Consider the following 21943-nt stretch of genomic DNA (forward strand, 5'->3'; position numbering starts at 1 on the left):
ATCAATTGCCTTAGAGGAGGTTATGATGAACCTGCACGTATTACTTGTTGAAGATGATTATGATCTGGCAGCCTCGCTCGTGGAGTACTTTGAGCTGGAACATATTACCTGCGACCACGCTTCTAACGGAGTTCACGGCTTGGAACTCACGACACAAAACGAATACGATGTTATCCTGCTCGATATCATGATGCCGCGAATGGATGGGCTGACATTGTGCAACGCTCTGCGTAAAGAAGGGGTGGATACTCCGGTACTTATGCTGACCGCACGAGATACGCTTGATGACAAAATTGCAGGCTTCAATGTAGGTACAGACGACTATCTGGTAAAACCATTTGCTCTCAAAGAAATGCTTATTCGTGTGCGTGCCCTTGCAAAACGCAGAAGCAGCCAGCCAAGAAAATATGTTGTGGAAGATCTGGAGTTAGATACTGATACCGTGACTGCAAAACGTAAAGGCAAGACCTTGGTACTTACCCCTACGGAATGGAAACTTCTTCTGGAGCTTGCACGCAACAGCCCGAATGTTGTGTCACGCGACCAGCTCATGCGCACGGTTTGGGGAGACGAAGCACCGGAAAGCAACACCTTAAAGGTGCATATGCACAAACTCCGTCAAAAAGTTGATAAGCCTTTCTCCAACGCATTAATTAAAACACTACCTCGTCACGGTTTTGTATTGAGATACGACGATGAGAAAAACGCGTAGCCTAAAACGAACCATTATCTATACAGTGCTTTTTCTGGGGACAGTTTTAGTTCTCGGATACACAACGCTGTTGCTTGATTTTGGAGAAAGAGGCTTGGATTTAGCCATTGAGGTTCGGCTGGATATGGAAAAACGCGCGTATTCAGAAAAATACGCTCAAAATCCGAACACACCACTTCCATCTTATACAAATTTTAAAACGTACTTGAACTATTCATCGCTCCCGCAGGACATACGAGACACAATACCTCAGGAAGAAATGTCCTCTCGACAGATGACAACCTACGATCCGCTAGATCAGGACATCATTCAATTCATTTATCCTTGGCAACGTCCAGACGACAAATGGGTGTTTTTTGTGTTTACGGTCTGGCTTGATGAAGACACCGAAAGGGTTTTGCAAGATCTTGATGTCATGTTTTCGCTTATCGGCGAAGTAGGGTTAACAGTTCTCACCATCATTGTTGTTCTCATTCTCGGCTTGCTGCATCATATCTCACGAGCCATTAATGAACTGCGTGACTGGGCAAACGGGCTACAGCTTAAAACGTTGGATCAGCAACGAAGAATGTTTAAGTATAGAGAGTTAGATCAGCTTGCAGATTTAATTTATAACAACACCAAACGAATAGCGAAGAGCATTGAGCGTGAACAACGCTTTCTTGAACACGCAAGCCACGAATTACGGACACCAATAGCTATTCTCCAGAATAACCTTGAGCTTCTTGAATACAAGGGGCTGGATAAGGATCCACGTTTTGCGGCGTCGTTCGCACGAATGTCAACGTCAGTTCATAACATGCACCACCTGACAACAACATTGTTGTGGGCAAGCAGAAAAGAAACCAACCCACCACAAGTCTCCAATGTGCAGCTGAAAACTTTGATTGAGGAATTAATTACTGAAAACACGTATCTGCTGAATAACAAATCGGTTCAAGTTAATACAATGCTCTCAAATGAGGTCATTACAGCCTCAAGACACGTACTTCGTATCATTTTGGGCAACATTATACGTAATGCCTTCCAACATACACATGAAGGTGAAATCAGTATTCATAATACAGCAGACACGTTTGTCGTCTTCAACACAAAAACTGCAGACCATGAAGAATCCAAGACTGACAGCTATGGTCTAGGCATCATGCTCATTGAACGACTGGTAACGAAAATGGGATGGGATATCATCTTCGATAATTCTGAAGACTTCTTCTCGGTTACCCTTCAGATGGATTCCACAACTATGGGTACCACAGCAGACGACTCCAAAACATAACCTCTCCCATCCCTCTTCCTTAACTGTGCAGCAAAGGAAAAATGCCCCTACGAATGTCGCAGGGGCATTTTCTAACATGCAAAACAGAACATACCTAAATCATAAAGAATTTACAGATTCTATTTCCCTATTTTTTAGTCAGGTTAAAAATGCGGGTAAGTAGACTTTATATGCTTTTTCTTTTGAAATACGTATTCTGAAAAATTAAGACTATTTTAAAAGTCTGACTTTTTAAAAAACCTTGCATTCCAAACAGTCGCTCCTCATCAAGCCCAAAAATTAGCTTAACCTCGCATCACGAATCAGTTTTTCCTGAGACCCCATGGCGGACTTCATCCCAGAAACATGTACGTACATTTTTTCGAATGCTAACTGAGGGTTACGAGCAGAAAGTGCATTAAGAATATCTCCATGCGCAGAATCGTCGTGCACATACGGCAACGATTCATCCATCATTCCGGTAAACATACGCGTAAAACTCATAAAACTGCGAATAGAAATATCGTAAAAAGGGTTTCCGCTCAGCTGCCCGATTAAAATATGGAACTCAACGTTATGATCAACCCGTTTACGCCTGTCCTTCTCATTCATCACCAGTTCATTTAGATCAGTAAGCCGCTGCAGATCTATTGCAGACACCCGCAAAGCCGCAAGACGCGCAGCTTCAGGCTCAATAAGAAGGCGTGCCGAAAGAAGATCATCAACCTTCATTTTTCCCATAAGAACAAGGTCACTGAACAATGCCCCCATGGCGCTGGACTCAAGAATGTTTTTTACAAATGTCCCACCATTCTTGCCACGTTTTGACTCAAGATACCCCTGTGTTTTTAGAATACCAAGTGCTTCACGTATCATTGCCCGACTTACACCAAAACGCTGTGCCAGCATCTCTTCTTTAGGGAGCACATCGCCCGGAACATACTGTTGCAGTAAGATTTCTCTCTTCAGCGTTGCGACCACATCCTCACAACGACTGCTCGAACGTAAAGAATCTGTTTTAGTAGTATGTTGAGGCATCAATCACTCCTGTCAAAATTTTCATTATTTATGACAAATACCGCAAAAAACTGACAGTGTCGATTTCTATTGTCAGTCTTTTAGGTCGTTTTTTGTAGCATTTCTCGCCCCAATTACATGCATTTATGCAAAAAAGCTGCTCATTAGAGTATCGAAATTCACAATTTTAGAAAAAAGCTCTTTATAAATAAGGAAATAGAGACACATCTTTTTCACAAAACCCCATTGACATAAAGTCTGACTTTTAATAACTCCTGAAAAAACAACGTCACAGATAGTTGTAACGACTTTTCGAGAGACACGCCCATTTCAAGGAGAATTAACGATGAATCCAGTTAAGAAACTTTGTACGCAAGAGGCAGGCGAAGCCGCCGTTCTGCAGGGCAATATGGCCTTTGCAGTTGGCTGTGTACGCTCCGGCATCCACGCTGTAGACGGATACCCCGGCACTCCCAGTACTGAAGTTATCGATAAAGGACTCAGTCACGTTCAGGACATGATCTCTGTCGGCTGGTCTGTAAGTGAAGCCACTGCCGTTTCCGTAGGTTATGGCCACTCTCTTGCAGGACAGGACTGTGTTGTCACCATGAAAATCCCGGGTCTTTTTCAAGCAGGCGACCCATTCAGCAGCTCGGCATTTTTCAACGACGAACGAGGTGCACTCGTTTACTACCTTGCCTCTGACTTTACCCCAAGCTCAACACAGCATCTCGTTGACCCCCGCCCGTTTATTAAAAGCTGTTTTGTCCCTATGTTCGAGCCGCGCAATCATCAGGAAATGCATGAAGCATCCCAAATTGCAGCAGATATCAGCCGCAAATTTAAAACTCCTGTAGTCATTCTTGCCAACGGAACCCTGTGCCACAGCGAAGGTCTCGTTCACCTTTCACAGACTGCTACACGGAACCGCGTTGAACTCGAAGTTCCTCTCAAAAAGTTCAACACACTTCCCGTTGTTGCCCGCGGAAACTACAACACAGTAGTCACAGAACGTATTCCGGCTCTTACAGAGATGGTAGAAAATTCTCCATTAAACAAATGGGAAAAAGGCTCCGGCAAAATCGGTGTCATTACCTACGGAATTAACGAAATGATGGTGAAAGAAGTTAAGCAGTCTCTAGGAGAAGATATCGACATTCTCTCTCTGGGATTCACCTACCCGCTTCCAATGAACCTTATTCGCAAATTCCATGACTCCATAGACGGCAACGTCTACGTCATTGAAGACGGCTACCGCTTTGTACAGGAAGAGTTAGAGCGCAACGGGCTCACCGTCCACGGCAAAAGCGCAACTGAAACTATTACTGAATGGAATCCGGCTCAGGTTGCGGGTCTTCTCAATCTATCCCTTGAATCTCCCGCTTCAACTGAGATTGCCCCCCTGAGCCGCCCTCCTATGATCTGTGCCGGTTGTCCGTATCGTCTTTTTGGTGAAACTGTCCGCCACATGAAAAAGAAAGGTAAAATTGAAGCCTGCTTCGGTGATATCGGCTGCAACACACTTCTCTATTTCATGGACGCAGTGGACACCAACGTAGCAATGGGCACTGGTGAATCAAACCGCGCCGGATACGTTCTTGCGAATCCCGAAAAGGCTTCAAAATGTATCAGCCTGCTGGGTGACGGCACAGAATGCCACAGCGGAATGGACAGCACACGAAACACCATTTTCCGCCACATTCCGGGTGTAAAAGTAGTGCTGGATAACAATTGGACTGCCATGACAGGCGGCCAACCCGGCCCTACATCTCCGGTTAACCTTGCAGGACAAAACAACACATTCAATCTCCAGTCCTCACTGGCAGCACACGGTGCTAACGTTGTGGAAGTCAGCGGATACGACCGCAAAGGTATCCGGAAAGCTCTGACAGAAGCGCTGGCGAATGCGGAAAAAGATATTTTCACAACCCTTGTTGTAACCGGTATCTGTATCCGGAAAATGCCTAAATCCTCCTACGGAACCCGCCTCACAGTAGATGCTGACATCTGTAAGCGCTGTGGGCTCTGTCAAATCTGTCCGGGGATTCAAGCAGACAAAGACGGCCTTCCATCCTTTAACAACTTATGTACAGGCTGTGTCAGCCAACCGGCTGCCTGTGCTCAGATGTGTCCGGTAAAAGCAATCAGCATTGCAGAACCGGAACAGAAAAGCGAAACCACCCGCGTATCCCTTCCAGAAGCACCAGAAACCATCACTGCACCTCAAGCTGGGTCATTCCCCCTGCCGGAGCGTCTTGCACTGGCAATCCGCGGAGTAGGCGGACAAGGCAACCTCTTCTTTGGTCGTGTCCTTACTCAACTCGCCTTCCTTGCAGGTTATGGTGATACCAACGTTGTGAAGGGTGAAACACACGGCATGGCTCAAATGGGCGGCCCTGTTATATCCACCTTCAGCTGCGGCAATGTCTGCTCACCGGTCCTTTTACCCGGTACAGCAGACTGCCTTGTAAGTATGGAGCAAAGCGAAATCTTACGTCAGGGATTCGTGGATATGTTGAAACCGGGTGGTACCGTATTGCTGGCAAAAACACAGGTTCTTCCATACGGCGTCACAGAAGACGCCTATCCGGAACATGAAAAAATTATGCAGACGCTGGCCAACTACAACGTCGTAGAAATTGACGTACTCGAACAAGCGCTGAATCTCGGCGATCCAAGCGGACGAATCGCGAACGTTGTCATGATGGGTGCATTAAGCACGTTAGCTCCTTTCAACGAATTCCCGAAAGAGCTCTGGTGGCAGGCATTGAAAAATGTAAGCCCGAAACCGGCAATTTGGACTGCGAACCACGCGGCATTCAACGCAGGACGTGCATTATTCTAAAAAAATTAGCGGGGGAATCCACCTCCCCCGCTAAGAACTTCCATCGAACGAACAGTTGAGAATCAGAAGGCAAGGAATACCTCATGGACCTACAGACAGACCTTTCCATAGATTTTGACGCCATCAGCGCTCTTTTCAAAGCAGCGCAAGACGAAGAACGTTCATATCTCTTTGAATATGAAGTCTACAATTTACTTTCACGCTCAGGCGCAGAAACTCCCCCAAAATCAATCCTCATCCCGCAGGGTGCAAAAGTTTCTGATGAAGCACTCACCGCCATGCCGGGAGAAAAAATTGTTTTAAAAATTGTTTCTCCTACCATCATTCATAAAACAGAAGTTGGCGGCGTACGTATCGTAGCAAAAGAACCGGATAAAATTCGCTCTGCGGTTCGCCGCATGTTATATGAAGTACCCGAAAACTACGCCAATATGATCAATCTTGATCCTTCTCACGCACCGGAAGCATACAAGGGGCTGACTGGCGAAGCACTCCTTACGGCTATTCGCAGAGACGTAAAAGGTGTGCTTATGGTGCAGTTCATGCCGCCGGACTCCAGTGCATTCGGTAATGAGCTCATCGTAGGGCTTCGAAACACCCGTGAATTCGGAATGGTAATCAGCGCCGGACTCGGCGGAACAGACACAGAACTGTATGCCCAGCGGTTCAGAAAAGGACAGGCTATCGTTGCTGCATCCTGTGAACTTATCGACGGCGAAAGCTTCTTTGCCCAATTCCGTAAAACAATCTCCTATCAAAAACTTGCCGGACTTACTCGGGGACAACGCCGTGTTGTCACGGATGAACAACTCATGGAGTGCTTCTCATCATTTATTGAAATGGGACGCAAATACTCACCATCAAATCCGGATGCTGAATTTGTCATCGAAGAAATGGAAATCAACCCATACGCCTTCACAGATTACCTTATGGTACCACTGGACGGCATGTGCAGATTTTCTCTACCGCAGGAACGTGAAAACAAACGCCCTATCGCTAAAATTCATAACCTGCTTCATCCCAAAAAAATCGGTTTGATCGGTGCATCCACTAAGCGTAAAAACTTTGGACGCATCATTCTGGATAACATCCTTGCAGAAGGCTTTGCGAAAGAAGATGTCTACATCCTTCGCGAAGGCGTTGATGAAATAGAGGGCGTAAGATGCTTCCCCACCCTCGAGTCTCTTCCAGAAAAGCTCGACTTATTTGTTGTAGCCGTAGGAGCAGCGCACGTTCCTGATCTTGTGGATGACATCATCCGCCTTGATGCTGCTAACAGTGTCATGTTGATCCCGGGCGGAATGGGGGAAACAGAAGACAGTAAAGAACGTGCACAAAACGTTATTGCAGCAATTGATGCCATTCACGGCACAGAAGAAGGCGGTCCTGTATTTATCGGCGCAAACTGCATGGGTGTAGTTTCTCATCCGGGTAACTATGACACATGGTTCATTCCTGAAGAAAAACTTCCTAAAGACCGCGCCGCAACACACCACCGTTCAGCACTTGTCAGCCAGAGCGGAGCATTTATGCTTCATCGCAGTAGTCAATGCCCTGAACTCAACCCTGCCTACATGATCTCTATGGGCAACCAGACTGACCTGACCCTCGGCGATATGGTTAAATATTTTAAAGAATCAGATGAAGTTGATGTCATCGCCGTATATGCAGAAGGCTTCAATGATCTGGACGGTCTTGAATTCTGCACCGCCGTCCGTGATGCCGTTATGGCAGGCAAGGAAGTTGTCTTCTATAAAGCAGGCAGAACTCCGGAAGGAAAAAGTGCCACAAGCGGACACACAGCCTCATTGGCTGGAGACTACATGGTCTGCGAATCCTGCGTACGACAGGCAGGAGCCATTGTTGCACGCACGTTTACCGAATTTCAGGATCTGTTCCTGCTGGCAGAAAACATGGCAGGTAAAAAAATCCACGGTAACCGTCTTGCAGCTGTAAGCGGAGCAGGTTTCGAAGCTGTAGGCATGGCAGACTCAATTCAATCCGATGACTACCAGATGCAACTTGCAGCCTTTGAAGAAACATCCCGCAAACAACTTTCAGAAGTTCTCGAATCAAAAAAACTCGCCAGTCTGGTTTCAATAAACAACCCACTGGATATCAACCCGAGTGCCGATGATGAAACCCACTCAATCATCGCTAACATCCTTTCCAAAGACGCCGGAGTAGATGCCGTTGTCATTGGTTTAGATCCACTTTCCCCAAGTATGCACACCCTCGCAGAAACATCTGTTCCTGCATTCTCCATGGACAACGATAACGGCATTATCCCTCTGCTGACGCAAATGGCGCGGGAGAGCGAAAAGCCCGTTGTCGGTGTTATTGACGGCGGTCGCTTGTATGACCCGATGCGCGACGCCTTCAATAAAAACGGTGTGCCTGTTTTCCCAGTATGCGACCGTGCAGTTGCGGCACTGTCCTTGTACATCGAAGCCCGTCTGCATGCAGACACTATTCGATTGTCTTCATAAATATCTACCGGCAGGAACCGGATGCACCGGTTCCTGCGATTATGAGCCGCATCAGTCCCCTCTGAGGGCGGTTCAACAACCCCATTGGTTTATGAAACTCACATAACATTTAGTTAGCTTGTGGAGATTAGACATGAAAGAACTGTTAACTGCTTTTGAAGAAAACACACCGGAAATCGTTTTTGAATGGAGTGACTCTGAAACAGATGCGCAGGGATGGGTCGTTATCAACTCCTTACGCGGCGGAGCTGCCGGCGGCGGTACCCGCATGAGAAAAGGCTTAAACAAGCATGAAGTAGTGTCACTCGCAAAAACAATGGAAATCAAATTCGCCGTATCCGGCCCGCATATCGGCGGTGCTAAATCAGGCATCAACTTTGATCCGAATGATCCCCGCAAAGATGAAGTGCTCGATCGCTGGTACAAAGCTGTAATGCCGCTGCTCAAAAGCTACTACGGAACCGGTGGTGATCTGAATGTATGCGAAATCAAAGATGTTATTCCGCATACAGAAGCATACGGCCTGTGGCATCCTCAAGAAGGTATCGTCAACGGTCACTTTATGCCGACTGAAGAAAAGAAAATTCAGCAAATCAGTCAGCTGCGCGGCGGTGTATGCCTTCCGGTAACATCTGCAACCTACTCACCAGACCCATCACGCGGTTACCTTGTAGCTGACCTGATTACAGGCTGGGGCGTTGCCGAATCTGTACGCCATTTCCACGAGCTCAATAACATTCCTCTCAAAGGCAAACGCGTTATCGTTCAAGGCTGGGGCAATGTAGGCGCAACTGCAGCTTACTACCTCGCCTCCCGCGGTGCGATTATCGTAGGCATCATCGACCGCGAAGCAGGTCTTGTTGAAACAGAAGGCCTAACGTTTGAACAAGTTCGCGAGCTGCTCCTCAAACGTACCGGCAACACTCTCGTTGCAGACAACCTTCTTTCTGCTGAAGAAACGCAAAAGAAAGTATGGAGCGTCGGCGCAGACATCTTCCTGCCATGTGCAGCTTCCCGCCTTGTCACAAGAGAACAACTTGAAACCATGAAAGCACATGGCCTCACTGTAATCGCCTGCGGTGCAAACGTACCGTTCCATGATGACGACATCTTCTACGGCGCTACAGCAGAATACGCAGACAACAACTTCAGTGTCATTCCTGACTTTATTGCTAACTGCGGTATGGCTCGTGCCTTCAACTACCTTATGAGTAATAAAGTGGCACTTGATGCCGGAGAAATCTTTAAAGATGTTTCCGACACCATTTACAACGCACTGGAAGAAGTGCAGCAGGCTGCTACCTCTCAGCAAAAACGGGCAGCAACCGCACTTGAAACCGTTTTGAAAAAGTTAATGAACTAATTCCATAATCGTTGCTGTGGTATTATGAGATTTTTTCATGGTACCACAGCAGCGCTGGTTACATGGTGGTGTATTGCAGGGCATTCCACGTTCAGGAATGAGTAAAATGGGCGCTACATTAGAAGAAAAATTACAGAGCCGACACTGTATATGTAACTGCAAAGTTGTTTCCCTTGGGTAAGACGGAAATATGCAGACTACACTTCTTAGCCATTAATCTCGAATGGGTTAACACAAAACTTCTCACGGTATCATCTGTCGCACTATTACGTCACTTTTCTACACTCATGGCATATTGTATTGAAGTAACATTTCACTTTTATAGTATTGTAAAAGGCAATTCTTTTTCGACCATGTAGTAATTACAAAAAATGTAGACGCTAATATAGACAGAACAACCTGCCTTGAGTACACGCATTGAACGAAATGCCCCTTGCTTACAAACAGGGACCCCGCAGGCGTGTGGTGGCTCACTGATCAATGCCGACCCCCTTTCGGCATTGAAAATTGGAGAAGAGTTGTATGAGTTCTAAAAACATTGGTGCGATTAGTATCGTTGCCGGCACGGCAATTGGCGCAGGTATGCTCGGCCTTCCTATGGTGATAGGCAGTCTCGGTTTTGTAACCGGTTGCCTTGTATTATTTGTCATGTGGGCACTGGCTGTTTATTCCGGCCTTATGCTCATTGAGGTAAATCTTGAGTTTGGCCCCGGCGTAAACTTTAACTACATGACACACAAAATACTGGGTCGTCCCGGTCAAATAGTAGCGACAGGCAGTGTTTTCTTTTTGGCATACTGTCTTCTCGTAGCTTATATGACGGGCATGGGCGGACTTATTGCCAGTGTTATCCCTGTTGATCCTCGTGTTGGGTCAGGGGCTTTTGCCATTATCAGTGCAATCATCTTTTATATTGGCACAAACGCCCTTGTCTCTGCCAACAAAACACTTTTTGCCGTTATGCTCGGAACCATGGTTATCAGCTTCGGCTTTCTCGGTGGCGAACTTAACCTTCAAAACCTTGCACTTGGTACACCAACAACAAAAGGTTTCATGATTGCATTGCCTGTCCTGTTCACATCATTCGGCTTCCACGCATCCATCCCGAGTGTTGTCAGCTACGTAGGTGAAAGTAAAAAATCTCTTGTTAAAATTCTTGTTATCGGCAGTACAATTCCCGGACTCTGTTATGTCGCATGGCTTATGCTTTCTTTAGGTAATGCCTCACCAGAACAGCTTGCCGGACTGGCAAATGTTGATGCACTGGTGGCACTTATCAGCGGAAACAACCTGCTTGTGAAACGCATTGTTTCTATTTTTGCCGTGCTTGCTCTGATAACATCCTTCTTTGGTGTATCATTGGGCTTATTTGACCTCGTTGCAGAAACATTCAAACGCGGAAATGACAGAGCCAGCCGCGCAGGAACAAGCATGCTTGTATTCCTTCCGCCACTCTTTGCCTCTGTCATGGCACCGGACGGCTTCATTCGTGCTTTATCCCATGCAGGATCAGCTCTCGCTATAATTGCGATCTTCCTTCCGTGCATCATGGTGCTTAAACTCAGATCGTTCGGCAAGAGTCAGGAATTCCGAGCAATTGGCGGAACTCCTGCTGTTCTTGCCAGCTTTGTTTTCGGTCTTGTTATCGTTGTTGCTAACTATCTCTAAAATGCACAACGCTCTTTGTAACTAATAAGAAAAGCCGGACATTGTACTCAACATTGCTCCGGCTTTTCTTTTACTTCTTTCTCCAAGGGTGTGTTATGAATCGTTCAGACCGCTTTGTTTTCGTGGGTATTTTCGTTGTAATTATGGCTATTAGCCTCACGCCAAATTTTGGCTTACATTTCCGAAGCCTTAACATGTCACACGGGTATATTTTAAGTTTTGTTAAATTTGCCGTACTTGCTTCCTTTGGTGAATGCCTCGCCTTACGGATTGTATCCGGAACATACTGGAAGAGGAGCTTCGGACTTCTTCCCAAAATGATAGTCTGGGGTGTTCTTGGCGTTATCATCAAAGCAGCTTTTGTAGTCTTTGCTACTGGTGTTCCTGCAATGCTTGCCTCTCTCGGGCTTCCGGTTTCCCTGACGGATCTGGCAACCGGCACTTTCGGAAAACGCTTTATCCTTGCCTTAGGCATCAGCACCTTCCTCAATTGCATTTTCGCCCCTATCTTTATGACATTGCATAAAATTACAGACGGACACATTCACGATTACAAGGGTACACTTACCGCGCTTTGTCGTCCCATCAATATGAAAAAACAACTCGCTTCGATCAACTGGGACATTCAATGGGGATTTGTTTTTAAAAAGACAATTCCACTATTCTGGATACCTGCCCATACTATTACATTTTTACTTCCGGCAGACTTCAGAGTACTTTTTGCCGCCCTACTTGGTATTGCACTTGGAGTCATTCTTGCTTTTGCCAATCTAAATGCTGCTCCCAAGCCAGCGCCACAACAAGCATCTGTCCAATAAAACAAAAAAAGCTCCGGCAAAACGCCGGAGCTTTTATTCTATAGAAAGTCACTTTAAGACACTGCCAACCAACCAGACACGCTGCATTCAGAATATTCAAACTTCTGCATATACCTACATGCAAAAATCTTCATCAGCACCGTGGCCAAATGTTGCCGATACAAGTTACTACACTGGTGCTGACCAATACTCCGTTATTCAAGCCTTTTATGATCACAGACACATTTTGACACAACAGTAAGCAAGTGCAACACGTTCAGCGACAATGAAAAAACTAACTTTCTAAATTTTGAAAAATTATTGATCCAACATACACACAGACGGATAGCGGGACATGGCATATCGCTCAATGACACCGCTGTAGATCTCTTCTACACGCATAGCCCGATTATCTTCTGTGAACTCTTTGCTTTTTTCCAAACCGGTTGCTGCCATTGCTTTACGCAACAACGGATTATCATGCAGTTCCTGCATAGCTTCAGTCATTTCTTTAACACCGTTAATAGGTACAACCTTGCCACAGCCTGAAAGTACCTCAGGCACACCGCCAATATGTGTACCGACACATGCAACACCTACGCTCATCGCCTCCAAAAGAGCATTCGGTGTGCTGTCACCTTTTCTTCCTGCAAAGACAAAACAATCCATCAGTTGCAGATAATCTGCCACATGTTCCGCATAGGATACAAAAATGACACGATCTTCAATTCCAAGCTCACGGCATAGAGAAATCCAGTGCTCTTTCTGTAATCCCACCAACAATAATTTCTTCTGTGATGAATTCAACTTGGCAAAACTTTCCAAAAGTACATCATTACCTTTGTCAGCCTTTCTACTAGTAACAGTGCCGAACACTGTATCACCGTCAGATAACCCAAGCTCCTTCCTAACCTCTTCTGCTGATCTATGAGGGATGTTACGTCCTTCAGGAATAGAGTTATATACCAACTCAATCTTACTCGATATTCCATACTGTCGGCTTAACAAACGCCCACAGGCGGCTGAATTCACCACAACCTTTTTAATACCGAACGACCAATACGGAAGCGGGTTACGGGGACGATACGTCACTCCGCGGTATCCCACACAATGTGCTCTGTATTTTGAACCGGGGAGGGCCCAACGCATTGCCCACCAAGCAACGTACTTGTTTGCTTTATTATGAAAGGCTTGAACTACACATGGCATGCCTTTGTTATTTGCAAGCTCAATTTCGTTTTCAACTTCATGACGCCACAAATTCTTATCTACTGGCAACCGTCGCCAAGTAATAGACGGTTCAACAGACGGTATATCTGCAGTTGGCACTACAAAGAAAACAACTTCATGGCCCCGACGCATAAGGCTTTTTGCTAAATTTGCTGCTTGCCTTACTCCACCACTCAAATTTCCCGCTGTAGAAAAAATGATAACTTTCATTGTATGTTCCTGTCTCAAAACTTCGTTTTAAGGGGATGAAAGCAGCCTGCAACGAGCCGCCTCCAAGTACAACGCATCAGCACAGCTAAGTTGTATGAAAAGTGGAAGAAAATATGCCGGTCTTAACGGGCGTAACGAACAACTTAATAACTGGTGCCAAACACATGCGTTGAATAAAAAATTCCTAATCACGCTGTTGAAACGGTTATACCAAAAGAGATCATTCAAAACCCTTACAGAGGTATTACAGAACTGTTAGCGATGACCGAAAGGAATAAAAAAGCATGTAACTCTCTTTTTTTAAAAGAATTACATGCATACTAAAAACCTAAAACACACTAATTAAATTACTACGTTTTTACTTAAAGAGACAACAACTCAAAGAAATATACTTATCCCCAAAAACACAACATTACAGTTGGGTTAGTATATAGTAAAAACAGTGTGATATAAAAGTATCATTGGATCTATTTTGAATAGCCAGCCCAACTTACCCTTCGTCTTCAAAAAATATTAACTAAGCACATATCATTTTTAATAAAACTCAATACGCTAGACTAGCAAATATAAACAAAAACACCCTGTACAACCGGTCAAGGTTGTTCCTTTCCGATAGACTCAGACACGGAGCATTGCTTAATGGATAATAAACAAATCTCTCAAACTGATTTTCAAAAATTGATGTTACTTCTTGCAGAAAAACGTACAGCTCATACGACTCTCCGCTCTGGTATAGCTCTTTGTGCCTTCTCCATGACTATAATATCTTTCATTCTTCTTATGACATCCAAAATAGAAGGATCGTTTGATCTCATTATCTTCATTGCGCTTGGAACAGGCAGTATCTTAATGCTGGCTCTTGGAATCTATTTCATACGTAGAGGGTTCACCCGAATGCGCTTTCATGACACTTTGATAAATCAAATTCTCTACTCCAATGCAGAAGCAAGCTCGTTATTTTACCATACAAGAGAACGGAACAATTTTAACCAAACGGATAATACAATGCACTACGATGTCGTATTCCATTTTGACAAAGGTGTTGCAGAACTTGAAATAGCAATTAGCAATATTGAAAATTACTTTAAAGGGCTATCCGGAAAAAAATTTCGTGCACACCTTGTAGTAAATGGTCCGGGAATAAAACTGTTAGGTAAAGATGATCCACATGCAACACAACTGACGCATCTTTCGAATATTGGTTTACAAATACAAGTTTGCCAAAATGCTATTACGCATTTTTCTATAGAGCAAGAATGGTTATTACCATCAGCCCAAATAGTTTCCTCCGGGCTGCTAGAAATAATTGACCTACAACGAAAAGGTTTTGCATACATCAAGCCATAAGCTGATATTTATGTCTACGCCACCACCCATAACTATCAGGCAAAAAAACAAAAACAACATAGATAGCAACACTACGCGACTTTTTCTTAAAGTTTCTCCACAATAAAACACGTGGAAGCTTTTTGTGCGGGTAGTCATATTTTTTGCACAGAACCATCCCCTTTTCCTACAAAATAGGTATATTTTGCTAAGCAACTAAGTAACACTGTGCAAAAATTGAATTAACAGGTATTGCGTTGAGATTTATCTCATCTTCTTCTATAGGGCTCCTTATGCATAATTCACTTTTACTGACATCCCCAACCGGCACTTTTGAAGTAGCTCAAAACACTGTTCAGGAAAATGAAACCGGTATGTGGTACTGGGAACCACTTGCTGACGCCTTCTACTACAGTGATGACTATCTTTCACGCCTTGGGTACACAGAAGAAGAACGACCTGCTAATATTCTAGAATGGCTCACCTTATTTCATCCTGACGATCTTGAGACAATACGTAAAATATATATCAATCATATTATCACTGCCAAACTTGGCAACACATATGAACACCCCCTTCGAGTGTTAGGAAAAGATGGTACCTACTATTCAGTAGTCATTCATGGGTACATACTCCATCGCGATAAAAAAGCGCGCGCGACAATGGTCAGCGGCTTTCACATCAATAGTGAACGTCTGGCTGCGATAGATCATGAGCAACAACGAATGAAATTTGCTTTAAAAGCAGCGGAAGATGGAATCTGGGACTGGAACGCTGAAACAAATGAGGTCTACTACAGTCCCAAATATATAGCTATGGCAGGATACACTGAAGAGGAATTCCCTCCCACAGCGGATTCATGGGCCTCAAGAGTTCATCCAGACGACTATGAGCATACAGTCTCTATGCAGCTGAAAATAATAAACAGCCCGACATACGGAGACAGTTTCGAATGTATTTATCGTTTTAAACATAAGGAGGGATACTGGATTTGGATTCTAGGTAAGGGTGTCGTGACAAGTAGAAAGCCGGACGGAAAGGCAAGACGCGTTACCGGAGTACATATTGATATAAATGAGTTACAGAATGCTAAAGAAAAGCTCATTAACAGCCTGAAAAAAGATCCCTTAACCACCGCCTACACACGCTATTCGTTCGAACAACGTCTGAAAAATATTACCAATAACGATTATCCGGTCAGTCTTATTTACATTGATGCTGACGGGCTAAAAATCGTTAATGATCTTCTGGGGCATTCTTACGGTGATGACTACCTGCGCAGAATATCTTTCATGCTATCTGAACACACACGCAACAATGATAGCGTCTATAGAATAGGAGGGGATGAGTTTGTCATACTGTTACCCAAAACAGGGTATACTGAGGCTACGGATGTTATGCTGCGTCTAAAACACCACGTTGAAAATCAAAGTACACTCCAAGGTTCCCCGTATGTATCCTTTGGGATTTCGACAGCCATGTTCCCAGACGAACTGTGCACTCTCACCTCAAATGCGGACACTCATATGTACGAAAACAAACGCATTAATCAGGCACAACGCCATGAATTAATACGCCAATACTGCCTTCACGTTATTGCAGCAACATCTGGAACTAACTCTAACGCTTCGTAATTTTTTATTCTTGCCCTACAAAAATACCAACATCAGCTCACCTCTTTCTTAAGCACATAGCTCGTTTTACAGTTCAAACAAAATAAGAAGGTTTGCCTAGACTATTCTTACATCATAACCAGCCATTTTTTTGTAGCTGCTTTTCCCTTCCTGAGCCCTTTATCGTCCTTCCCAACCCATCACGCTCCCTCGAAAAATGTCTACGACATCATCTTTTTTTCCAACACGTTTGATTCTCCAACAAACTGTTTTTGTAAACTTTATCACTTCACATCTTGACCCCTATCCAAAGCAGATATATCAAGGTTACCTACCTATTAATTAGCATACTAACTATCTACATATTTTTTGGGAGGCATTCCTCACATGGCTACTAGGAATCGTTTACTTCTTACAGCGTGCGCACTCCTTTCATTAGTGCTCTTTGCAAGCGGATGCAGCAACGAAACTTCTGCATCACAGAGCGGAAAAACTCCTCCACCACCAATGGTGACAACAACTATTGTAACCCAAAAAGATATTCCTCTTACTCAGGAATGTGTCGGTCAAACCGCCGGCTCACGGGAAGTACAGGTGCGCGCTCGCACAGGCGGCATCCTGCTGGAACGTACATACATTGAGGGCAGCTGGGTAAAAGAAGGGGATGTTCTCTTCAAGATCGACCCAAAGCCGGCTCAAGCTTCTCTTGATCAGGCAAAAGGTGATTTAGCAAAGCTTACAGCAACGCTGGAAAACGCAAAGCTTGAACGAGATCGTATTGCATCCTTGCGTGATGCCAAAGTTGTCAGCCAGCAAGAATACGACAATGCAGATGCAGAATATGAAAAAGCTCTTGCAAGCGTAGGTGCTGCTAAAGCTCGTGTACGCGAAGCAAAAATCAACCTCAGCTATACTGAGGTTACTGCTCCTATTTCCGGCATTACCAGTAAAGAAACTCGTTCTGAAGGCAGTCTGATCACCCTTGATGAAGCTGGCAGCCTTCTTACAACAATTACTGTGCTGAACCCGCTGTACGTAAACTTCTCTGTACCGGGTACAGAAGCGCTCTCTATGCGTCGCCTAATGGAAAAAGGAAGTGCCAGCCTCGTAGACCAAGGCTACACCCTTAAGCTGCAACTTTCTGACAATTCGCAGCTTGATGAAATCGGAAAAATCAACTTTGCGGATAAAATGGTAGACCCTAAAACCGGCACCATTCGTATGCGTGGACAGTTTGAAAACAAAAAAGGCTTGTTACTTCCAGGTGAATTCGTACGCGTTCTTATCGAAGGCGCTGTGCTCAACAAAGCGGTCACAATTCCGCAGAGCGCTGTCCTCTTCACAAGTAACAGCCCACTCGTCTATGTTCTTGATAAAAACAACATTGCGTCCCCGCGCCCTGTAACACTGGGTAATACCGTCGGAAACGACTTTATCGTAGAAAAAGGCCTTCAGGGAGGCGAACGCATCATCTCTCAAGGCATCATCAAGGTTCGTCCGGGCAGTCCGGTTAACCCTGCTCCTACCAAGGTAGCAGAGAATGGGGATGCCTAATGTTTGCTCGTTTTTTTGTTAACCGCCCTGTTTTTGCTACGGTACTTTCCGTAGTTATTGTACTGGCAGGTCTCCTTGCGATTAAGGTACTGCCAATTGCAGAATTTCCGGACATTGTTCCTCCGGAAGTTGAGGTAAGTGCGAGCTACCCGGGTGCAAGCGCTGAAGTTATCGCCCAGACTGTTGCGGCACCAATTGAACAAAAAGTTAACGGTGTAGAGGACATGCTCTACATGCGTTCTGTTAGTGCGGGCGACGGCAGCCTCACACTTTCTGTTACTTTTGCAGTTGGTACCGATCCCGATCAGAACACTATTAACGTTAACAACAGAGTTCAGGCTGCGCTGACCTCCCTTCCGGAAGAAGTGCGCCGCCAAGGTGTTACTGTAAGCAAAAAGTCTTCAAACATGCTTCAGGTACTCAGTGTATTTTCTCCTGATGGATTGTACGACACTGTGTATATCAGTAACTATGCACTCGTTAACATTATCGATGACTTAAAACGCCTTCCGGGTGTTGGTGACGCTGTTGTATTTGGTGCACAGGACTACTCTATCCGTATCTGGATTCGTCCTGACCGCCTTGCTCAGCTCGGCCTTACACCATCAGATATCGCTGCTGCTGTTCGTGAACAAAACGCCCAGTTCGCAGCCGGTGCTATTGGTAAAGATCCGTTAAGTTCACCAGTGGCATTAAGCTATACAGTTATTACTCAGGGACGAATGACCGACCCTGAAGAATTTGGAAATATTATCCTTCGAGCAAATCCCGACGGCACTATTTTGCGCCTGAAAGATGTTGCTCGATTGGAACTCGGAGCACAGTCCTACTCTTTACGCGCAAAGAACAACGGTAAGCCGTCTGTTGCTTTGGGTATTTACCTGTCCCCGGGGGCAAACGCTCTTGAAACTGCTGAAGTTGTTTCAAACAAAATGAAAGAACTTTCCCAGCGATTCCCGGATGGACTCACCTACTCAATTCCATATGATACAACAACATTCGTACGAATCTCAGTTGAAGAAGTAGTACATACTCTCATCGAAGCTTTCGTACTGGTATTCATCATCATTTATCTGTTCCTCCAGAACTGGAGGGCAACCCTTATTCCATGTCTTGCAGTTCCTGTATCAATTATCGGAACCTTTGCAGGCATGTATGTTCTTGGTTTCTCTATTAATACGCTCACGCTCTTCGGCCTTGTTCTAGCAATCGGTATCGTAGTTGACGATGCTATTGTTGTTCTTGAAAACGTAGAACGAATAATGAGGACGGACAAACTACCACCTAAAGAAGCAACGATAAAAGCTATGAACGAAGTATCAGGAGCTGTTGTCGCCATTGTTCTCGTATTGTGTGCGGTGTTTGTTCCGGTTGCATTTATGGGTGGTCTAGCCGGTGAAATGTACAAACAGTTCGCTGTTACCATTGCGGTATCTGTAACGATTTCCGGTATTGTTGCACTCACTCTGACTCCAGCTCTTTGTGCATTAATGCTTAAAGAAGACCATAGCGAGCCGCTTGCCCCGTTCCGTTGGTTCAACCGTTTCTTTGATTCAATTACAAATGGGTACACCTCCGGCGTACGCCTGCTGCTGAAACGCTCATTCCTTATGATAGCACTTGTTGGTGTCATTATAGGCATCACTTGGAACGTCTTCCAAAAAGTTCCGGGACAGCTTGTACCGAATGAAGATAAAGGCACCCTTATCACCATGGCAATGCTGCCGGACGGCTCTTCCTTGTCTCGTACCGACACCATCACTGACGATCTTGTTGGACGAATCCTGAGCACTGAGGGCGTTCAAGGCACCATTTCTCTCGCTGGACTCGACTTGTTCTCCGGTAGTATGAAGCCTAACGTCTCAACAACGTTCATCACCTTAAAAGATTGGAAGGATCGTAGCGAAGAAAACTCTTCCTTCAACATTGTTAAAGGAATTTTCCGCGACACATACTCCATTGTTGATGCGTTTGTTCTGGCATTTAACATGCCTCCAATCTCCGGTATGAGTAACACCGGCGGTTTTGAAGCCTTCCTGCAAAGCCGAAGCGGTAAAGGAGTTCGAGACCTTGCTGACAAAGCACAGCAAGTTGCAAAAGCGGCAGCTGAACGTCCTGAACTTGCAAATGTTACCGTAAACTTCAGTGTTAACGCGCCACAATTGGATATCAGGCTGGACAGAGAAAAAGCAAAGTCTATGGGTGTACCTGTAAGCCGAGTCTTTGAGACCATGCAGGCGACCTTCGGCGCATACTACATTAACGACTTCAACAAACTGGGACGTACTTTTAAGGTACAAATCCAGTCTGAGTCTGACTACCGTAGAAAGCCTGAAGACATTGCGAACGTATACGTCCGCTCTGATAACGGTGAAATGATTCCACTCACAGCTCTAGTGACCGTAAAACAGGTTACAGGTCCAGAAGTTGTGGAACGTTTCAATGTCTTCCCTGCTGCTAAAATCCTTGGCGGCCCTGCACCTGGCTATAGTTCCAGTCAGGCGCTTACCGCAATGGAAGAAGTTGTTAATGAAACCCTTCCATCCGACTATACTCTGGCATGGACCGGTTCGGCATATCAGGAAAAAGCTACCGGCGGCACATCCGTTCAGGTATTCCTGCTCGGCCTCGTAATGGTATTCCTGATTCTTGCAGCTCAGTACGAAAAATGGAGCCTGCCTTTGGCGGTTATCATGGCTGTACCGTTTGCGCTCTTCGGGGCTATTCTTGCAAACTACACACGTGGTCTGGCAAATGATGTTTACTTCCAGATTGCACTTGTAACACTCGTCGGGCTTTCTTCCAAAAACGCCATTCTTATTGTTGAGTTTGCTTCTATGCTTCACAAGGAAGGCATGAGCGCCAAGGACGCTGCGATTAAAGCAGCCAAATTGCGTTTCCGTCCTATTGTAATGACCTCGCTCGCCTTTATCCTTGGTGTAGTGCCTCTGGCTACCAGCTCCGGTGCCGGTGCTGCCAGTCGCCACTCCATTGGTACAGGTATTATTGGCGGCATGCTTGCCTCCACATTTATCGCAACACTTTTCATTCCATCTTTCTACCGCGCCATCATTGCGTTCACAGAAAAGATTTTGAAAAAAGATAATAAAATAAGCGAGTAAAATTGATAAAAGGGCTGAAAGTGTGCATTGTTACGCTTTCAGCCCCTTTGTTTACTTATAGGAAGAGTAACGTTTTATGTCCTCTAAACTGCGAAATGATATTCAAAACTCCCCTAGAGAAGGTCGTCAAAAAATAGGACTTACAATCTGCGAAGTATCCAGAGAGTGGCGGCAACTTATCGATCAAAGATTGATGCACCTTGGAGTCAGTAACGCAAGATGGGTTGTGCTGGTTACATTAGACAAGTTAAACAAGCCAGTTCCCCAAAAAGTTTTGGCTGAACACGTTGGTATTGAAAGCCCGACACTTGTGCGCATGTTAGACAGGCTGGAAAAAGATAATCTGGTTCGTCGCACACCTTCAAAAAAAGACAGGCGTGTAAAACTTGTTGAGCTTCACGAAAACACCGATAAGCTGCTTGACTCAATGATGGAAACCGCCATTGATATTCAACAAGAAATTACAAAAGATATCCCTGAAGAAGATTTAATCACTTGTCATAATGTACTGTTAACGCTCAGAGAACGTCTGCTCAAGAAACTCGATAAAAAAGTCGATCTGTAACCGACACTACATCTTACAATAGTAAAGAAGCCACTACATGTAGTGGCTTCTTTACTATTGTAAGATTCATATTGCTTAATGTCATTCAAAACGAAAAAAGTTTCTCTATACAAAACAAAAAAGCTCTTACACTTTCGTGTAAGAGCTTAAATTGCTTGGCGTCCCCAGGGAGATTTG

14 protein-coding genes are annotated in these 21943 nt (G+C 45.0%); 12 read left to right on the top strand and 2 right to left on the bottom strand.

All coding sequences use genetic code 11. The features are described 5' to 3' along the window. Window positions 1–25 precede the first annotated feature (25 nt). Window positions 26–712, top strand: a complete 687-nt coding sequence (locus tag QZY95_RS11760; protein ID WP_290923710.1) for a response regulator transcription factor — start codon at window positions 26–28, stop codon at window positions 710–712. Then, window positions 696–1988, top strand: coding sequence for a HAMP domain-containing sensor histidine kinase (locus QZY95_RS11765; protein ID WP_290923712.1), 1293 nt, complete (start codon window positions 696–698; stop codon window positions 1986–1988). The genes QZY95_RS11760 and QZY95_RS11765 overlap by 17 nt, the downstream gene beginning before the upstream one ends. A gap of 279 nt (window positions 1989–2267) precedes the next feature. On the opposite strand, the gene QZY95_RS11770 is transcribed toward QZY95_RS11765, so the two are convergent. Then, the gene (locus QZY95_RS11770; RefSeq protein ID WP_290923716.1) at window positions 2268–3005 is read right to left on the bottom strand and encodes an FCD domain-containing protein; all 738 of its coding nucleotides are present in this window, start codon (window positions 3003–3005) and stop codon (window positions 2268–2270) included. A gap of 325 nt (window positions 3006–3330) precedes the next feature. Here QZY95_RS11770 and QZY95_RS11775 point away from each other — a divergent pair, with 325 nt between their 5' ends. From QZY95_RS11775 to QZY95_RS11795, 5 genes are all read left to right on the top strand, one after another. After that, complete coding sequence (locus QZY95_RS11775) at window positions 3331–5829, top strand: 2-oxoacid:acceptor oxidoreductase family protein (RefSeq protein ID WP_290923719.1); 2499 nt, start codon at window positions 3331–3333, stop codon at window positions 5827–5829. 83 nt (window positions 5830–5912) lie between these two features. After that, complete coding sequence (locus QZY95_RS11780) at window positions 5913–8318, top strand: acetate--CoA ligase family protein (protein WP_290923721.1); 2406 nt, start codon at window positions 5913–5915, stop codon at window positions 8316–8318. A 133-nt stretch (window positions 8319–8451) separates the two neighbouring features. Then, on the top strand, window positions 8452–9681 hold the full coding sequence (locus QZY95_RS11785) for a Glu/Leu/Phe/Val dehydrogenase dimerization domain-containing protein (RefSeq protein WP_290923723.1): 1230 nt from the start codon (window positions 8452–8454) through the stop codon (window positions 9679–9681). Window positions 9682–10203: 522 nt separating this feature from the next. Continuing rightward, complete coding sequence (locus tag QZY95_RS11790; RefSeq protein ID WP_290923724.1) at window positions 10204–11349, top strand: aromatic amino acid transport family protein; 1146 nt, start codon at window positions 10204–10206, stop codon at window positions 11347–11349. A gap of 95 nt (window positions 11350–11444) precedes the next feature. After that, entirely contained in the window at window positions 11445–12167 is a 723-nt protein-coding gene (locus QZY95_RS11795; RefSeq protein WP_290923726.1) for an Mpv17/PMP22 family protein, read from the top strand. 297 nt (window positions 12168–12464) lie between these two features. On the opposite strand, the gene QZY95_RS11800 is transcribed toward QZY95_RS11795, so the two are convergent. After that, on the bottom strand, window positions 12465–13586 hold the full coding sequence (locus QZY95_RS11800) for a glycosyltransferase family 4 protein (protein WP_290923728.1): 1122 nt from the start codon (window positions 13584–13586) through the stop codon (window positions 12465–12467). A gap of 639 nt (window positions 13587–14225) precedes the next feature. Between QZY95_RS11800 and QZY95_RS11805 the strand changes: the two genes are divergently transcribed. From QZY95_RS11805 to QZY95_RS11825, 5 genes are all read left to right on the top strand, one after another. Beyond that, window positions 14226–14933: a DsrE family protein gene (locus QZY95_RS11805; protein ID WP_290923730.1), complete on the top strand. Its 708-nt coding sequence runs from the start codon at window positions 14226–14228 to the stop codon at window positions 14931–14933. 272 nt (window positions 14934–15205) lie between these two features. Then, window positions 15206–16546 carry a sensor domain-containing diguanylate cyclase gene (locus QZY95_RS11810; protein WP_290923732.1) on the top strand — a complete coding sequence of 447 codons (1341 nt, stop codon included), beginning with the start codon at window positions 15206–15208 and terminating at the stop codon, window positions 16544–16546. Window positions 16547–16912: 366 nt separating this feature from the next. After that, entirely contained in the window at window positions 16913–18079 is a 1167-nt protein-coding gene (locus tag QZY95_RS11815; RefSeq protein WP_290923734.1) for an efflux RND transporter periplasmic adaptor subunit, read from the top strand. Further along, window positions 18079–21201, top strand: coding sequence for an efflux RND transporter permease subunit (locus QZY95_RS11820; RefSeq protein WP_290923736.1), 3123 nt, complete (start codon window positions 18079–18081; stop codon window positions 21199–21201). The genes QZY95_RS11815 and QZY95_RS11820 overlap by 1 nt, the downstream gene beginning before the upstream one ends. Window positions 21202–21277: 76 nt before the next feature. Further along, on the top strand, window positions 21278–21766 hold the full coding sequence (locus QZY95_RS11825; protein ID WP_290923738.1) for a MarR family transcriptional regulator: 489 nt from the start codon (window positions 21278–21280) through the stop codon (window positions 21764–21766). The last annotated feature ends 177 nt before the right edge of the window (window positions 21767–21943 follow it).

This window comes from Halodesulfovibrio sp., from assembly GCF_015482765.1.
Lineage (GTDB): Bacteria > Desulfobacterota > Desulfovibrionia > Desulfovibrionales > Desulfovibrionaceae > Halodesulfovibrio.

Bases quoted from the DNA above. Each gene is read 5' to 3' on its own strand.
- QZY95_RS11805 (WP_290923730.1), top strand. From the start codon at position 14,226: ATGGATAATAAACAAATCTCTCAAACTGATTTTCAAAAATTGATGTTA.
- QZY95_RS11810 (WP_290923732.1), top strand. From the start codon at position 15,206: ATGCATAATTCACTTTTACTGACATCCCCAACCGGCACTTTTGAAGTA.
- QZY95_RS11795 (WP_290923726.1), top strand. From the start codon at position 11,445: ATGAATCGTTCAGACCGCTTTGTTTTCGTGGGTATTTTCGTTGTAATT.
- QZY95_RS11790 (WP_290923724.1), top strand. From the start codon at position 10,204: ATGAGTTCTAAAAACATTGGTGCGATTAGTATCGTTGCCGGCACGGCA.
- QZY95_RS11800 (WP_290923728.1), bottom strand. From the start codon at position 13,586: ATGAAAGTTATCATTTTTTCTACAGCGGGAAATTTGAGTGGTGGAGTA.
- QZY95_RS11760 (WP_290923710.1), top strand. From the start codon at position 26: ATGAACCTGCACGTATTACTTGTTGAAGATGATTATGATCTGGCAGCC.
- QZY95_RS11825 (WP_290923738.1), top strand. From the start codon at position 21,278: ATGTCCTCTAAACTGCGAAATGATATTCAAAACTCCCCTAGAGAAGGT.
- QZY95_RS11780 (WP_290923721.1), top strand. From the start codon at position 5,913: ATGGACCTACAGACAGACCTTTCCATAGATTTTGACGCCATCAGCGCT.
- QZY95_RS11770 (WP_290923716.1), bottom strand. From the start codon at position 3,005: ATGCCTCAACATACTACTAAAACAGATTCTTTACGTTCGAGCAGTCGT.
- QZY95_RS11815 (WP_290923734.1), top strand. From the start codon at position 16,913: ATGGCTACTAGGAATCGTTTACTTCTTACAGCGTGCGCACTCCTTTCA.
- QZY95_RS11775 (WP_290923719.1), top strand. From the start codon at position 3,331: ATGAATCCAGTTAAGAAACTTTGTACGCAAGAGGCAGGCGAAGCCGCC.
- QZY95_RS11765 (WP_290923712.1), top strand. From the start codon at position 696: ATGAGAAAAACGCGTAGCCTAAAACGAACCATTATCTATACAGTGCTT.
- QZY95_RS11820 (WP_290923736.1), top strand. From the start codon at position 18,079: ATGTTTGCTCGTTTTTTTGTTAACCGCCCTGTTTTTGCTACGGTACTT.
- QZY95_RS11785 (WP_290923723.1), top strand. From the start codon at position 8,452: ATGAAAGAACTGTTAACTGCTTTTGAAGAAAACACACCGGAAATCGTT.